Origin of the sequence: Millisia brevis NBRC 105863 (assembly GCF_001552615.1) — a bacterium.
In the GTDB taxonomy this organism is placed as follows: domain Bacteria; phylum Actinomycetota; class Actinomycetes; order Mycobacteriales; family Mycobacteriaceae; genus Millisia; species Millisia brevis.
In genome coordinates this window covers 114,480-129,470 of record NZ_BCRN01000001.1, presented here as the reverse complement: position 1 = coordinate 129,470, position 14,991 = coordinate 114,480, and the positions used below count along the sequence as shown (strand labels likewise).

At 69.0% G+C, this 14,991-nt stretch carries 18 protein-coding genes; 13 read left to right on the top strand and 5 right to left on the bottom strand.

The features are described 5' to 3' along the window. Nucleotides 1-86 precede the first annotated feature (86 nt). A complete protein-coding gene (locus tag MB1_RS00560) occupies nt 87-608 on the top strand; it encodes a MarR family winged helix-turn-helix transcriptional regulator (protein ID WP_066902662.1) in 522 nt (173 codons plus the stop codon). Between the two features lie 10 nt (nt 609-618). On the opposite strand, the gene MB1_RS00555 is transcribed toward MB1_RS00560, so the two are convergent. The 3 genes from MB1_RS00555 to MB1_RS00545 are packed head-to-tail and all read right to left on the bottom strand — an operon-like array spanning nt 619 to nt 3,028. Continuing rightward, nucleotides 619-1,614, bottom strand: coding sequence for an acyl-CoA thioester hydrolase/BAAT C-terminal domain-containing protein (locus tag MB1_RS00555; RefSeq protein ID WP_066902660.1), 996 nt, complete (start codon nt 1,612-1,614; stop codon nt 619-621). Then, a complete protein-coding gene (locus tag MB1_RS00550) occupies nt 1,614-2,552 on the bottom strand; it encodes a DNA-3-methyladenine glycosylase family protein (protein ID WP_066903386.1) in 939 nt (312 codons plus the stop codon). Before MB1_RS00550 ends, MB1_RS00555 begins: the two co-directional genes overlap by 1 nt. Then, nucleotides 2,549-3,028 carry a winged helix-turn-helix transcriptional regulator gene (locus MB1_RS00545; protein ID WP_066902658.1) on the bottom strand — a complete coding sequence of 160 codons (480 nt, stop codon included), beginning with the start codon at nt 3,026-3,028 and terminating at the stop codon, nt 2,549-2,551. The genes MB1_RS00550 and MB1_RS00545 overlap by 4 nt, the downstream gene beginning before the upstream one ends. A gap of 105 nt (nt 3,029-3,133) precedes the next feature. Here MB1_RS00545 and MB1_RS00540 point away from each other — a divergent pair, with 105 nt between their 5' ends. Both MB1_RS00540 and MB1_RS00535 read left to right on the top strand, forming a co-directional pair. Beyond that, complete coding sequence (locus MB1_RS00540; RefSeq protein ID WP_066902656.1) at nt 3,134-4,303, top strand: thiolase family protein; 1,170 nt, start codon at nt 3,134-3,136, stop codon at nt 4,301-4,303. 74 nt (nt 4,304-4,377) lie between these two features. Continuing rightward, complete coding sequence (locus MB1_RS00535; RefSeq protein ID WP_066902654.1) at nt 4,378-5,514, top strand: sensor histidine kinase; 1,137 nt, start codon at nt 4,378-4,380, stop codon at nt 5,512-5,514. Here MB1_RS00535 and MB1_RS00530 read toward each other — a convergent pair. Then, nucleotides 5,481-6,320 (bottom strand): exodeoxyribonuclease III, encoded by an 840-nt coding sequence (locus MB1_RS00530; RefSeq protein WP_066903384.1) that lies wholly within the window; start codon nt 6,318-6,320, stop codon nt 5,481-5,483. The two genes, MB1_RS00535 and MB1_RS00530, sit on opposite strands and share 34 nt — an antisense overlap. Nucleotides 6,321-6,489: 169 nt before the next feature. Here MB1_RS00530 and MB1_RS00525 point away from each other — a divergent pair, with 169 nt between their 5' ends. The 6 genes from MB1_RS00525 to MB1_RS00500 all read left to right on the top strand — a co-directional run bounded on the left by MB1_RS00525 (nt 6,490) and on the right by MB1_RS00500 (nt 11,093). Further along, nucleotides 6,490-6,873, top strand: coding sequence for a DUF4870 domain-containing protein (locus MB1_RS00525; protein WP_218000153.1), 384 nt, complete (start codon nt 6,490-6,492; stop codon nt 6,871-6,873). Nucleotides 6,874-7,182: 309 nt separating this feature from the next. Continuing rightward, nucleotides 7,183-8,250: a PQQ-dependent sugar dehydrogenase gene (locus tag MB1_RS00520; protein WP_084350551.1), complete on the top strand. Its 1,068-nt coding sequence runs from the start codon at nt 7,183-7,185 to the stop codon at nt 8,248-8,250. Between the two features lie 44 nt (nt 8,251-8,294). Next, a complete protein-coding gene (locus tag MB1_RS00515) occupies nt 8,295-8,927 on the top strand; it encodes a TetR/AcrR family transcriptional regulator (protein ID WP_066902650.1) in 633 nt (210 codons plus the stop codon). A gap of 79 nt (nt 8,928-9,006) precedes the next feature. After that, the gene (locus MB1_RS00510; RefSeq protein ID WP_066902649.1) at nt 9,007-9,738 is read left to right on the top strand and encodes an ABC transporter ATP-binding protein; all 732 of its coding nucleotides are present in this window, start codon (nt 9,007-9,009) and stop codon (nt 9,736-9,738) included. After that, a complete protein-coding gene (locus MB1_RS00505; RefSeq protein WP_066902647.1) occupies nt 9,735-10,466 on the top strand; it encodes an ABC transporter permease in 732 nt (243 codons plus the stop codon). The genes MB1_RS00510 and MB1_RS00505 overlap by 4 nt, the downstream gene beginning before the upstream one ends. Before the next feature lie 27 nt (nt 10,467-10,493). Then, a complete protein-coding gene (locus MB1_RS00500; protein WP_066902645.1) occupies nt 10,494-11,093 on the top strand; it encodes a mismatch-specific DNA-glycosylase in 600 nt (199 codons plus the stop codon). Nucleotides 11,094-11,154: 61 nt separating this feature from the next. Here the strand turns inward: MB1_RS00500 and MB1_RS00495 are convergent, their stop codons facing one another. Beyond that, nucleotides 11,155-12,360 carry a serine hydrolase domain-containing protein gene (locus tag MB1_RS00495; RefSeq protein WP_066902643.1) on the bottom strand — a complete coding sequence of 402 codons (1,206 nt, stop codon included), beginning with the start codon at nt 12,358-12,360 and terminating at the stop codon, nt 11,155-11,157. A gap of 106 nt (nt 12,361-12,466) precedes the next feature. Here MB1_RS00495 and MB1_RS00490 point away from each other — a divergent pair, with 106 nt between their 5' ends. The 4 genes from MB1_RS00490 to MB1_RS00480 all read left to right on the top strand — a co-directional run bounded on the left by MB1_RS00490 (nt 12,467) and on the right by MB1_RS00480 (nt 14,823). Further along, complete coding sequence (locus MB1_RS00490) at nt 12,467-12,823, top strand: putative quinol monooxygenase (RefSeq protein ID WP_245649959.1); 357 nt, start codon at nt 12,467-12,469, stop codon at nt 12,821-12,823. 4 nt (nt 12,824-12,827) lie between these two features. Further along, nucleotides 12,828-13,625, top strand: coding sequence for a crotonase/enoyl-CoA hydratase family protein (locus tag MB1_RS00485; RefSeq protein ID WP_066902641.1), 798 nt, complete (start codon nt 12,828-12,830; stop codon nt 13,623-13,625). A gap of 162 nt (nt 13,626-13,787) precedes the next feature. Further along, the gene (locus MB1_RS26740; protein ID WP_281189679.1) at nt 13,788-13,919 is read left to right on the top strand and encodes a hypothetical protein; all 132 of its coding nucleotides are present in this window, start codon (nt 13,788-13,790) and stop codon (nt 13,917-13,919) included. Nucleotides 13,920-14,079: 160 nt separating this feature from the next. Further along, nucleotides 14,080-14,823 carry a CHAP domain-containing protein gene (locus MB1_RS00480; protein ID WP_245649958.1) on the top strand — a complete coding sequence of 248 codons (744 nt, stop codon included), beginning with the start codon at nt 14,080-14,082 and terminating at the stop codon, nt 14,821-14,823. Nucleotides 14,824-14,991: the final 168 nt, after the last annotated feature.

Sequence of the window (14,991 nt, the reverse complement as noted above, 5' to 3'; positions counted from 1 at the left end):
GTTGACCCGTCGAACAATTTATCTGTTGGTTAGATCGTATTCTAGACAGACGATATTCCCGACCGATGAAGGCGTATGCTCGGTACATGACATCGGCCGCGGATACCGACACGGGGCAGCCGGTACCGGCCCCGCTCGGTTCCGATGCCTCGATGGAACTGGGTTGGGCGCTCGACGTCCTCGGCCGGGAGTACCGTGGCCGGCTCTCGGCGCTGATGAGCGATCTGCCGCACGGTCAGCGCGGGCACCAGGTGTTGCTCGCCCTCGCCCGCGGTGATCACCGCAGCCAGGCCGCCCTCGCCCAGTACCTGGGGATCGACCGGACCGTGATGACCTATCTGCTCGACGACCTCGAGGCGGCCGACCTGGTGGTCCGCCGAGCCGACCCCACCGATCGGCGGCGCCGCGTCGTCGACCTGACCCCGTCGGGGCGCGACCATCTGGCCGAGCGCTGCGCCGAGGTCGGCAGGATCGAGCGGGCACTGTTCCCCGGCATGGCCGACGCGGAGCGCGCCCGACTGTGCGCGCAGTTGGTGGCCGGGGCGCATGCGCTCACCGGCACGATGCCGACTGTCGAGGCCTGTCTGCGCGCGGCGGACGGCGAGTAGCGCTACCCGCTCAGCCGGTCGCGAGGTGATCGCGCAGGAAGGCGACGATCCGCGGCCACGAATCCGCGCGCGCCGCGGCGTTGCCCTCGACGGTGCCACCGACGTCGGCCAGGCGCTCGTAGGAGGGACTGTCGGCCGATACCGGCGGACCCACGCCGAGATGCCCCGAATCCGGGTAGCTCAACACCGTGACCGGGGGCCCACCGAAGGTGGCCGCGCGCTGCGCCACCTGCTGCGACATCGCGCAGGCGGGCCACAGGATGTCCGACTCCCCGCAGACCAACAGATACGGCGCGGTCGACCGTTCGACCGGAATGATCGCCTCCGAATGGTCGGAAAGCGCGGCGAGCCCGTCGCGGTACATGTCGACCAGATCCCCGCCCGGTGAATACCGCCCATTCGGCAGATAGGGCACGCCGACGCCGTCGCTGCTCCACGTGGATCCGACCGAGCGCCACGGGGATCCGAGGTCGAAGCCCTGCCAGACGACGTGCGACGGGGTCAGCCCGACCACTGCCCGCAGGTCGGGTCGTCGGCTGCCGAGCAGCACGGCCGCCTCGCCGCCCTTCGAACCTCCGACCACCCCCAACCGGTCGGGCAATACCTGCGGTTGGTCGGCCAACCAGTCGATGCCGCGGTCGAAGATCTCCAGCGGAATCTCCGACATCCGGGTGGTGCCGCCGGCGTCGCCGAAGTAGCGCAGGGCCAACGCGGAGAAGCCCTCCGCGTGCAGCGCCCGGGCCACCGCGTCCGCGCCGGCGGAGATCCCGCCCTCCGAGCCGCCCAACACCAGGATGCCCGGCGCCGGATCCCCTTCGGCCGGATAGTAATTCCCGACGACACCGGCCGCGTCGATGCGCGTACCGGACGGGCCCGGATCGACCACCTCGACCCGCGGCGCCCACGGCTTCCACCACAGCATCCCGGCCGCGGCAACCACGCCGACACTCGTCAGCACCGCAGCACCGATCAGCAGCGTCCGTCGACGGGGGAATGTCAAGCGCATCAGTGCCCTCTGTGGTCGGTGATCGCCGCACGCGGTGCACGGCGCGGCTCCCAACCGAGCCCGGTCAGTTCCAATAGCCGCACCACACGGTACCGGTGCGGCCGCATCGGCTCGAGGTAGGCGACCATCTCCTCGTCGGTCATGCCGCTGCCGGTCAGCGCCACGCCGACGACACGGGACAGGTGAAAATCTCCCACCGACAACGCATCCGGATCACCCCAGGCGCGTTGGGCGACCTCGGCCGCGGTCCAGATCCCGATGCCCGGCAGGGACTGCAGGGCGCGTCGGCCGTCGACCGTCGGCCGGTCGGTCAACTTCTCGAGGCGATCGGCCAGGCCGGCGGCGCGCACGATCGTCTTCGCGCGGCCGGGATCGACGCCGGCGCGATGAAAGCCCCAGGACGGCACGGTTCGCCACGTGTCGGCCGAGGGCGCCACCATCATTCCGGTCGGGGCCGGTCCGGGGGCTGCACTGCCGTATCGGTTCACCAATTGGCGCCAGGACGCAAAGGCCTCCTTGCCGGTGACGCGCTGTTCGAGGATCGCCGGTACCAGCGCCTCCAGCACCCGGTCGGTACGGCCCAGGCGCACATGGGGATGGCGGCGCCGCGCGGCTATCAGGGTCGGGTGGTCCGGGGTGAAGCCGGCATCGTCGTCGTTCGCCCCGAGCAGGCGATCTGCGGTATCGAGCAACTCGGCGCCACCGGGGCCCCGCACGTCGACATCGACAGCATGCGCATCGAGGGCGCGCACCCGATAGGTCACCGGACCACTGTCGAGGCGGCTGGTCCGCCAGATCGTGCCGTCCGGCTCGATGTGGAAGGTCGGGTCACCCGGCCCGCGGCGCAGCGGCAGGAGGCTGATCGCCGGTGTGAGCGGGCGGCCGTCGACGGAGCGAATCACCCGATGGGCGACGGTGCGCTCGCCGGCTTCACTCATCGGGATCGGGCCCACCGCGGGTTGATCCGCAACTCCATCCGATCGAGATCCACCTCGCCGGTCCCGGTATGCGGAGCGACCGAGACGGCCTCCGCGGTGTCGGCGTCGACCACGGACAACGGGCCACCGTCGTCCTGCAGATACGCATTTCCCCACTGCATCAACGCGAGCACCGCCGGCAGCAGATCCCGCCCCTTGGCGGTCAAGGTGTACTCGTGACGCACCCGCTGACCGGGCTCCCGATACGGAGTCTTGGTCAGGATGCCGTTGTCCACCAACGATTTGAGGCGGGTGGCGGCTGCGGCATCGCTGATGCCGACGCGCTGGGCGAAGTCGTCGAAGCGAGTGGTTCCGTAGAACGCCTCGCGCAGGATCAGCATCGCCGAGCGCGACCCCACGATGTCCATCGCCTTGCCGATCGAGCATTGCTCGGTCGACCAGCGGGTTCTGTCGGCGAGTGGGCCGCGAAGGGTCATGGGCACCTCATCGATGGTAGCCGGACTTTACTCGAGTGAAGTCAGGGGGTACCGTCGGGTATCTGACTAAATTAAACTGAAGCCAGCAAGGGGAGAGGCTCGGACATGCGGGATGCGGTCATCGTCGACGCGGTACGAACGCCGGTCGGCAAGGGAAAGCTCAACGGAGCCCTCCACGAGGTGCATCCGGTCGACCTGCTCGCCCGTACCCTGAGCGCGCTGGTCGAGCGGACCGGCATCGACCCGGAGCTGATCGACGACGTCATCGGCGGTGTGGTGACCCAGTCGAGCGAGCAGGCGGTCAACATCACCCGCCGGGCCGCGCTGGCCGCGGGATTCCCGGAATCGGTGCCGGCCACCACGATCGACCGGCAATGCGGCAGCAGCCAGCAGACGATCCACTTCGCCGCCCAGGGCGTGATCGCCGGGGCCTACGACGTGGTGATCGCCGCCGGGCTCGAATCGATGAGCCGAGTTCCGATGCTGTCGAATGTGCAGGGTGCGACCGATCTGGTGGGTACCGCATTCGCCGAGCGGTATCCGGACGGCATGGTGGGACAGGGGATCTCGGCGGAGCTGATCGCCGCACGGTGGAATCTGACCCGCTCGCGGATGGACCAATTCGCGTTGGACTCGCACGCCAAGGCGGCCGAGGCGACCAAGAACGGTCTGTTCGACGCCGAACTGGCGCCGCTGCAGGGGCTGACGCACGACGAAGGCATTCGCACCGGCAGCACCCTCGACCTGCTCGCGGGCCTGCGGCCTGCCTACTACGACGAGCGGATCGCCGCCCGGTTCCCGGAGATCGGCTGGAACATCACCGCCGCCAACGCCAGTCAGATCAATGACGGCAGTGCGGCGGTGCTGATCACCTCGAGCGAGACCGCGCGAAGGCTCGGTCTGACCCCGCTCGCGCGGCTGCACTCGTTCGCGGTGGCCGGTGACGATCCGCTCCTGATGCTGACCGCCGTGATTCCCGCGACGCGAAAGGTGTTGACCAGGGCCGGATTGACCCTCGACGACATCGACCTGTTCGAGATCAACGAGGCGTTCTCCTCGGTCGTACTCGCCTGGTCCGACGAACTGGGCGTGCCCCTGGATCGGGTCAACCCTCGCGGCGGCGCGATCGCGATCGGGCATCCGCTCGGCGCGAGCGGCGCGCGGATCATGACCACGATGGTCCACGAACTGCGTGACACCGGCGGCCGCTATGCCCTGCAGACGATGTGTGAGGCCGGTGGCCTGTCGAACGCGACCATCATCGAGCGGCTCTGATCCGCGCAACTTCACAGAGTTCTCCCGGGGCCGACCGAGGGGTCGCGGCGCCGGCGAGGCGATAGAACTGGAGGGTGATCGACATACGGCCGGGTGCGCGCTGGTCCCTGCGCACTCGGCTCGTGGTCGGCATCGTCGGAATCTTCGCGCTCGGACTCTTCCTCGCCCTGGGCGCCACCCGGGCGGCCCTGCTGGACGGGCGCCGCGACATACCGGCCGGCGGCTCCGAGGCCGTCGACGAACTGGTCTCCCGGGTGACCGGGGTGGCGGTGATCTCGACGGCGGTCGCCCTGGCGGTGGTGGGCGGGCTGACCTGGTGGGTATTGCGGCGGGGATTGCGGCCGCTCGAGGACATCTCGGTGACCGCCGCGTCGATCGACACCGCCGCATCGGGCACTCGGATCGTCGTCGAGACACCCGGAGTGGAGATCCGCCGGCTCGCCGACACGCTCAATGCGATGCTGGCGCAACTGGAAACCGAGTTCGATCAGCGTCGACGGTCCGAGGATCGGCTGCGCCGCTTCGTGGCCGACGCCTCCCACGAACTGCGCACCCCGATAGCCTCCGTGCGAGGCTACGCCGAACTGTTCCGCCGCGGCGGCGCCGACGATCCGGCGGAGTTGGCCAGGATCCTCGCCCGTATCGAAGCCGAGGCGCAACGGATGGGGATACTGGTCGACGAGTTGCTATTGCTCGCCCGCCTCGACGAAGGGCGTCCCCTCGAGCGGCAGCCGGTCGATCTGCGTGAGGTGGTGGCCGACGCCGTGGTCGCCGCCCGGGTGCGGGCACCCGATCGGGCCTGGCGGCTGACCGCTGAGGAACCGATTCCGGTGATCGGCGACGCCGACCGATTGCGGCGGGTGGCCGACAATCTGCTGTCCAACGTCATCGTGCACACCCCTACCGGCACATCGGCCGCCGTCGGGGTGACGATCGACGGCGGTTCGGCGCGCCTGGTGGTGCGCGACGAGGGTCCCGGCCTACCCGAGGCCGACCGGCAGCGAGTATTCGATCGGTTCTTCCGCGCGGCCGGGTCGGGTGGTGAATCCCGCAGCGGCACCGGGCTCGGGCTGTCGATCGTCGCCGCCGTCGTCGAGGCGCACGGCGGATCCGTTCAGATGGAATCGGTTGTGGGCGAAGGGGTGAGCGTGATCGTGATGCTACCCATCGCCGGCGCTCAGCCGTTCGGGTCGAGCCGATCGAGCGCGTAATCGACCACGACGGGCGAATGGTCGCTCATCCGGGCCTCATAGGTGTCCTCGCGGTCGGTACCACCGGTGACTGCGGCGGCGGCCAATGTCGGCGTCGCCAAGTGGTAGTCGATGCGCCAGCCGCGATCGAGGGTCCATTGCTGTCCGCGCCAACTCCACCAGGAGTAGGGGCCCTGTTCCTCGGGCCGCAGCCGGCGCACCACGTCGATCAGCGTGCGCGGCGACATCTGCCGGTCGATCCACTCGCGTTCCTCGGGCAGGAAACCCTCGTTGCGGCGCTTGGCTTTCGCGTTGTCGACGTCGAGTTCGGTCGGCGCGATGTTCCAGTCGCCCAGCACCAGGAACTCCCGGCCGTCGCGCAGTGCGGAGCGCCGCGCCTCGGTCAGGTACCGGGCGAAGTGGGTGAAGAAGCGCTGCTTGCGCTCGTACCGCAGCCGCGAGGCGTCGTCCTCGTACAGCGTCCCGCCCTTGGGGACGTAGACCGAGCCGACCGTGAGCACCCGCGACCCGAGATCGATGTCGGCCTCGATATAGCGGCCCTGTGGATCGAACTCGCGGCTGCCGGTCCCGATGCGCACCTTCAGCGGTTCGACTCGACTGGCGATCGCGACACCGTTGCGGCCGGCGAGTTCGCCCGGGTGGTAGGCGAGGTGGTAGCCGTCGAACGCATCGAGCGGAACCTCCGACACCGGCGAGCGCATCTCCTGGATCGCGACGATGTCCGGCCGGCGTCGATCGATCCAGTCGGCGTAACCCCGACGTGCACACGCCCGGATCCCGTTGACGTTGAACGACGCCACGCGCAGGACGGAGCCGGGCGGATCGGACGCGGGGTCTGCGGACGCTGGGTGATCGGACGCGGGAGTATCGGACATCGCCGCAGATTCCAGCACACCGTCCGCTGCCGTCCGGCCCCCGGGCTATGGGTGGGATCACCGATGCGCACCGCCCCATATGTCTGGAACACTGGGATACGTGACCTACCAGCAGCAATCCGTCGATCAAGCCAACAGTTCGCGCCTGCTCGCGGTGCTCGCCCATCTGTCCGCACCGATCGCCGCCCTGCTGAGCGCGGGATTCCTCAGCATCCTCGGCCCCCTGATCATCTGGCTGCTCTTCCGCGACAACGGCCCCCTGGTGCGCACCGCCGCCGCCGGCGCGTTCAACTTCAACCTGTCGTTCTGGGTGTTGTACCTGGTGGCCTGGGTCCTGAATGCGACCGTCATCGGCCTCGTCGTCGGTATTCCGCTGTTGATCATCATTTTCCTGGTGAGCCTGTTCGTGCACCTGCGCGGAATGTTCCGGGCTTTGGCGGGCAAGGTTTACGAATACCCGTTCCAGATCCGCATTCTGAGCTGACCGGCGGTAATCGGCGGATATCCCGCCGATAGGTTTCCTTATCGGTTTCGCTGCGAACCGCTTGCCTGAACGGCGCGTGAGTGCCGTGTCATCGACGCCCGAATGTGGCGTATCCCATCGGTTGTCGGGCCGACCCCCGCTGGTGGTCGGCGTGTAGTGTCCCGCATGGCCACAAGGCGGTGGTCGGGCTGTGTGGGCGCATTCTGTGTAAAACCGTCCCCACGCCCGTATTTCGGTGCACGTGCACGAGCGATCGGCAGATTCGACGCAACCGATAACGGGGAGTTTATGCATCCGAGATGGCGTTCCATGACCATGTCTATGGCGGCTGTGATCGGTTACGTAGCCGTTCTCGGCGGAGGCGTCGGATATGCGACGCCGGATTCCGCCGGAGTTGCGGAGTCGCTCGCCGAGAATCTGGTCGCGCCCTGGTCGGTGGTGCCGCTGGGCGGCGGTGGTGCCCTGATCAGTGAGCGCGATACCGGGCTGATCCGCGAGGTGACCCCCGCGGGGGCGGTACGGGATCTGATCGCGGTACCCGACCTGCTGTCGATCAACGAGGCCGGCCTGCTGGGTCTGGCCCTCGCGCCGGAATCGCCGGGCGCTCCGCAGATGCTGTACGCGGCGATCACCACCCTCTGGGACAACCGCATCGTGCGCCTGAACATCGACGGGGAACCGGGGGAGCTGACGCTGACCCTCGATCGGGTGATCTTCGGCGGAATCCCGCGCTTCACCGGACACAACGGTGGGCGCATCGCCTTCGGCCCCGACGGCATGCTCTACGTCACCACCGGCGACGCCACCGTGCCGCAGGGCGCCCAATCCCTCGCCTGGCTGGGCGGCAAGATCCTGCGGCTGACGCCGGACGGCGGGGTGCCGTCGGACAACCCCTTCCCCGGATCGCCGGTGTACTCGCTCGGTCACCGCAATCCGCAGGGCCTGGCCTGGGACGGGCGCGGACGGATGTGGGCGTCCGAGTTCGGCCAGGACGCCTTCGACGAACTGAACCTGATCGAGCCGGGCGGGAACTACGGCTGGCCCGAGGTCGAAGGCTTCAGTGACGATCCGCGCTTCCGTAACCCGGTCGCCGTCTGGACGCCGGCCGAGGCGAGTCCGAGCGGCATCGCCGCGGTCGGGGATACCGTCTATATGGCCGCCCTGCGCGGGCAGCGCCTGTGGACGATCGACATCGCCCCCGACGCCACCGTCTCCGGAACGCGCGAGAACTTCGTCGAACAATATGGTCGACTGCGCGATGTCGTCGTCGCGCCGGACGGCTCGCTCTACATCCTGACCAACAACACCGACGGTCGCGGCGAGCCGACGCCCGGCGACGACCGCATCCTGCGGGTCGACCCGGCGGCGGTGGCCTGAGCGATCCGACAGCCGGCGACGGGCCCGGACGTACCCTGGCCCGGATGGTTGAGCACACGGATGTCACGACGCCGCGGCGGCCGGGTCGACCGCGCAAGGGCCGGGAGGATCGGCGATCGCGGATCGAGGATGCGGCGCGCGCCGAATTCCTGGAGGCCGGATACGCCGGCGCCTCCATCCGGGCGATCGCACGACGGGCCGAAGTCGATCCGGCCCTGGTGCGGCACTACTTCACCGACAAGGCGGAGCTCTTCGCCGCGGCCGTGAGCCTGCCCGTCCGTCCGGATGTGATCCTCGGCTCGGTGATCGACGGCCCGATCGAGGGCCTCGGGGAGCGATTGGTGGGCAGGTTGCTCGAGGCCTGGGATACCCCCGAGATTCGGGAGCGCGCGATTCCGTTGTTCCGGTCGGCGATCGGTCAGGACGGCGCCGCCCGGTCGTTGCCGGAGTTCATCGTCGGAGAGTTGATCGGACGGATCGAGGACCGACTCGATGCGATCGGGGACTCGTCCGCCGCGGAGCGGGCGGGTCTGGTCGCCTCGCAGATGGTCGGCCTGATCGCCGCGCGCTATCTGGTGCGGCTCGAGCCGATCGCCTCGCTGCCGCCGGAACGGATCGTCACCCTGGTGGGACCCGTCCTGCAGGGCTATCTGACCGGCCCGCTCGGTGACATATGAGCGGCCCGCTCGGTGACAGATGAGCGGCCCGCTCGGTGACCGTTGACAGGTTCGGTCCACCGGGCGAATAATTCCTCACATGGGGAATAAGCTGGCGATCGACACGCGGGACCTCGTGGTTCGGCGTGGGCGAGTGGACGTATTGCGGGGCATCGACCTCGCGATACCGGAGGGCGGCATCGTCGGGCTCGTCGGCCCGAGCGGCTGCGGCAAGACCACGCTGATGCGCACGATCGTCGGAGTACAGCGGATCACCTCCGGCACGGTCACCGTGCTCGGCCGTGCCGCGGGCTCCGCCGCGCTGCGCTCGGAGATCGGCTACGTGACACAGGCTCCCAGCGTCTACGACGATCTGACCGTTCGGCAGAACCTCGACTACTTCCGGGTGATCGTCGGCGCCGACCGTGACCGCACCGACCGGGCGATGCGCACGGTGGGCATGGCCGACTACGCGGATCGACTGGTGGAGAACCTCTCCGGTGGTCAGCGCAGTCGCGTCTCCCTGGCGGTCGCGCTGCTCGGTGACCCGCCGCTGCTGGTGCTCGACGAGCCGACCGTCGGGCTCGACCCGATCGTCCGCCGGGACCTGTGGCGCACCTTCGCCGAATTGGCCGGCGGTGGAACGACTCTGCTGGTCTCGAGCCACGTCTTCGACGAGGCGGAGCATTGCGATCGGCTCCTGCTGATGCGCGACGGCGCCATCATCGCCGACGACTCCCCGGCCGGCCTGCGCGAGCGCACCGGGACCGATTCCGCGGAGGCGGCCTTCCTGGCGATCGTCGCGGACAATCCGCAGGAGGTGCAGTCGTGAGCGTCTCTCGCACTCTGGCCACCGCCGGGCGCATCCTGCGCCAGCTCCGCCACGACCACCGCACGATGGCGATGCTCCTGGTGGTGCCCGGCGTCCTGATCGCCCTGGTCGCCTGGATCTTCTCCGACACCCCGGTCTTTCAACGGATCGGTCCGGCGATGATCGCGATGTTCCCCTTCATCATCATGTTCCTGGTCGCCAGCATCTCCACCCTCAGGGAACGCCGTTCCGGAACCCTCGAACGACTGATGGCCCTGCCGATCGGGCGGGCGGACCTGATCCTCGGCTACACCCTGGCCTTCGGCGCGCTCGCCGTGGTGCAGTCGGCGATCGCCGTCGGTGTCGCGGTGGCGGTCGGCCTCGACATCGCCGGCTCCCTGGTCTTCCTGTTCGCGGTCACCATCGTCGACGCGTTGCTCGGCACGGTGCTCGGTCTGCTGGCAAGCGCCTTCGCGCGCACCGAATTCCAGGTCGTGCAGTTCATGCCGGTCCTGGTGTTCCCGCAGATCCTGCTCGGTGGGGTATTCCTGGCCCGCGACAGTCTGCCCACCGGACTGCGGCAGCTGTCCGATGTCGTGCCGCTCGCGTACGCCATCGACGCGATGCAGGCCGTCGCCGACAACAGTCAGAGCGCCGGGTACATCCTGCTGCGGCTGCTGATCCTGGCCGGGTTCGTGGTCGGCGCGGTGGTCCTCGCGGCCGCGACGCTGCGCCGCGCGACCGCGTGACCCGCTGCGACCACTACAGTCGGCCCGGTGGGATTCACTCGGGAACAGTTGGAGAGCTTCCGCGATGCGGTGATACCCGACCTGCTCCCACCGCCCGGCGAGGGCCCGCCGGTGAAGCTGCTGATCGTCGGCATCAACCCCGGCCTGTGGACCGCGGCGACCCGGACGCCCTTCGCACATCCCGGCAACCGCTTCTACCCGGCGCTGCTGGCCGGCGGGGTGATCGACCGCGAGATCGACCGCGTCGACGGGATGTCCGACGCCGACCGGCAGTACCTGCTCGATCGCGGCATCGGGATGACCAACCTGGTCCGACGGGCCACTGCCCGCGCCGATGAGCTGAGCCGCGACGAACTGCGCGCCGGCGGCGAACGGCTCCTGCGGACCGTCGAGACCTACCGACCGCGGGTGGTGGCCGTCGCCGGCATCACCGCCTACCGCACCGCCTTCGGCGATCGCACCGCCAGGCCCGGCCGACAGGAACGCGGCATCGGTACCGACGACTACCGCGCGCAACTGTGGATCGTGCCCAACCCCAGCGGACTCAACGCCCACGAGACGATCGCCTCGCTGGCTCGGACGTACCGGCAGCCGGCCGAAGCGGCGGGAATCGTGCCGGCGTCCTGACCACCCGTCCGTTCATCTTCCTCAGCGGGATGCCGAGGGCATTATCTCCTCGCCGGCCCGCTCAGGAAGACGATTGCACAGCGGCCAACGCGGCCGGGTCCACCGCCCGGTAGATCTCCTCGACGTAGGCGCGGGCCGAGGGCGAGCCGATCAGATCGTCCTGCATCCGGTTCATCGCGTACGCGATCGTCAGCCGCCGGCTGCGGTCGATCACCACCAGCGAACCGCCCCAGCCGCCCCAGACGCCGATCCGGCCGGCGGGCAGAAAGCCGAACGGCCCGCTCGCGTCGGCCAGGGCGATCCCGGCGCCCCAGGTCAGCGGCGTGCCGAGCACATTGTCGACCCCGCTCACCCGGCGCCGGAAGGCGTCCTCGGCCACCGCGTCGGCGAGCAGAGGCGAACCGGCCTGCAAGGACTGCGCGATCCGCAGGATCGATCGGGCATTGCCGTGACCGTTCACCGCACCGAGGTCGGCGGCCCGCCACTGCGGCGTCATCGCGAGATCGACCGTCATCGCCGGCGCCCCGAAGGCCTTCCGCAGCATGGTGCGATCGAAGTCCGGCGCGGTCGGGATCCGCACCCGCGAGGGCGGCAGCAGTTCGGCGGCCCGATCGGTAGCCGCCTCGGCCAGCCCGAAGGTGAAGTCGGCGTCGAGCGGACCGGCGATATGTTCGGCGAGGTAGTCCTTCGGGCGCAGCCCGCTCGCCCGTTCGATCACCTCGCCGAGCAGCCGCCCGTAGCTGGCGACGTGGTAGCCGCTCGCGGTGCCCGGCTCCCACCACGGCTCCACCTGCGCCAGCGCGTCGCCGGAGGCGTCCCAGTCGTAGAAGGTGTCGATGTCGAAGGGCTGGTTCCAGCCGGGTATTCCGGCGGAATGGGACAGTGCCTGGTCGACGGTGATCTCCCGCAGCGCGGGGCGGTCGAACCGATCGCTGTACCGGCTCAACGGTGCGGAGGCGTCGACCAGACCGCGTCCGATCAGATGCAGCACCGCGATCGCGCTGACCACCTTGCTGATCGACCAGACGTTGACCACGGTGTCGGCGGTCCACGGCCGGGTGCCGGCGGCGTCGAGCGAACCCGCCCACAGATCGACGACCACCTCGCCGTCGAGGCTCGCGGCGACCGAGGCGCCGACCTCGGCGCCGGCGGCCACCTGCTGCGCGAGGACATCCCGGACCGCCTCGAAGCCGGGAGCGGTGGTACCGGACGGCTCCGCCGAGGGGCGAAAGGTGCTGTCCGACAGTGGCGTATCCGATCGCGACATCGCCGATCCCTCCGATAGTCCGTCGATGCGACGCTACCACCGGCCGGCCGGATCACGGCCGGTCCCGCCGATGGCCTGCCCACCCGGCCGATCGTTCGCTAGGTTCGTGAGTGGTCCCGGTGACGACGCCGTCGCCGGGCGTCCCGGAGAGGAGAACTACGTGCCGAAATTGATCGCACAACTCGAGGTGCCGGTCCGCCCGGACAAGGTCGACGAGGCCCCCGCGGTGCTGTCGAAGATCCTGGCCGACACCCGCGCCTTCGCCGGCTGTGAGGACGTCACGGTGGTGGAGGACACCACTGCCCCCGGGACCTTCCTGGCCATCGAGACCTGGGAGTCGGTCGAGGCCGATGCGAAGTACCGGCAGTGGCGCGCCGGCGAGGGTGCCGCGGGCCTCGCCCCGCTCGGCGAACTGCTCGCCGGCCCCCCGGTCCTGCGCACGTTCACCGTGACGGAGATCTGAGCCGATGACCGAAGCGACCACGACCCCGGCCGCATTGACCGAGCGGCACGGCCACGTGCTGGTGGTCACGATCAACCGCCCCGAGGCGCGCAACGCGATCAACGGCGCGGTCAGCTCCGCACTGGGGCAGGCGCTCGAGGACGCGGAGGCCGATCCCGACATCCGCGCGATCGTGCTGACCGGCTCCGGTGACAAGGCGTTCTGCGCGGGCGCCGACCTCAAGGCGATCTCGCGCGGCGAGAACATCTACGCGCCGAACAACCCGGAGTGGGGCTTCGCCGGCTTCGTGCGCCACTTCGTCAACGTCCCGACGATCGCCGCGGTCAACGGCGCGGCCCTCGGCGGCGGCACCGAGATCGCGCTGACCGCCGACCTGGTGGTCGCCGCGGAATCGGCCGTCTTCGGCCTGCCCGAGGTCAAGCGCGGTCTGTTCGCCGGCGCGGGCGGCGTCTTCCGGCTCCCGCAGCAGATCCCGCGCCGACTGGCGATGGAGATGATCCTGACCGGCGACCCGATCACCGCCGAGCAGGCGCTCGAATACGGCCTGATCAACCGGGTCGTGCCCGACGACCAGCTGCTCGACGCCGCGCTGGAGTTGGCGAACCGGATCGCCGTCAACGCACCGCTGTCGGTGCAGGCGAGCAAGCGGGTGGCCTACGGCGCCCGCGAGGGCAGCGTCGACGAGACGGCCTCCTGGGAGGACACCGGCCGGGAGTGGGCGGCGTTGATGCAGACCGAGGACTTCAAGGAGGGGCCGCTCGCGTTCGCGCAGAAGCGGGCACCGGTATGGAAGGGGCGCTGACGGCTCGACGCCGATGAGTCCCGCAGGGCCGGCGTCGGATCACCGACGTCGGCCCCGGACTCCGGGGTCGCCTCAGTAGGATGTTGAGCCTATGGGTGGAATGAGTCCGGTCGGCCGATCCCGTGCAGGGGCGGCATCGGAGCGACCCCGAAACCGTCCGTTATGACGCCGACCGCCCGGTGGACCGTCGCGCTGATCATCTCGGTCATCGTCATGATTGTTGTGGTCGCAGTCGCCGTGAACGGTGTGTCGGTGCCGTTGCCCACCATCGTTATTCAGTCTCTGGGCGTCTAACTTCCACCGGGTGCCGGTCCGTGGTCGGCATCCGGCGTGCGCGTGTGTACCATCAGTTGTCCCACTATCCCCAGACGCTTCATTACGCCACACTGGCCCCATTGGCAACTCTCCGTCTACGCTGTGCAGGGAGTGACTCGTGGTGAGGATGTGATTGTGCATGTCGTCGGGAACGTGGGAGACCAAGGCGCCCGAAGCGAAGAAGAAGAAGCCGATGTCTCCACTGATGCGCTGGACGATCGCCATGTTCCTCTGTGTCTTCGTCATGCTCATCGTCGTCCCCTACGCCGTCCTCGGGGTGCCGATCCCCTTCCCGAAGATCTCCATCTCCGGCATGCAACTGCCCGGGGTGACCGTCGAGGTCGATCAAGCCGGGGCGGCCGCTCCGGTGGCCGCATCGACGGCGACCGAGGCATTCCCCTCGGTCGACACCACCGGCCTGAGCTCCCTGCAGATCCGCATCCTGGAACTGCTGCGCCAGGAGTACGACGCGCAGCGTCCCGGCACCTTCTACTCCGAGGGTGTCGTCGAGCCCTGGTGTGCCGACTTCGTCAGCTGGATCATGCGCGAGGCCGGCGCCCCGGTGAGCAATCCCAATACCGGCTACTGGCGAATCCCCGGCGTCTACACCCTCGAGGAGTACTACTCCGGCGCCGGACGGTTCACCCCGCGACCGGAGGGGTACGTCCCTCAGGTGGGCGACGTGATCCTCTACGACGCCGGCAGTAATTTCGGCGAGCACTCGAGCTTCGTGGTGATCTCCGACGGCGAGCGAGTAGTCACCGTGGGCGCCAACAAGCGCGGCAAGGACCCCAAGGGGTATGTGACGATCGACACAATCAATCGGTTCTCGGACCCGGGGATCATCGGCTATGGCGTGCTGCCGAACAACACCGCAGCGTGAAATTCGACCCCGAAACGGGTGGTGTCCCTGCTCTGTGACCGGTAGCGGACCGATGGTCGCCCGAGTCTGAGAATTGCCGAAGGGCTTGTGCGGGGACGCATCGATCGCCAACCAGTTCGTGTAACGATGAGCAATTCGGGTCGGCGTCGGTTATGCTGACTTCAATGC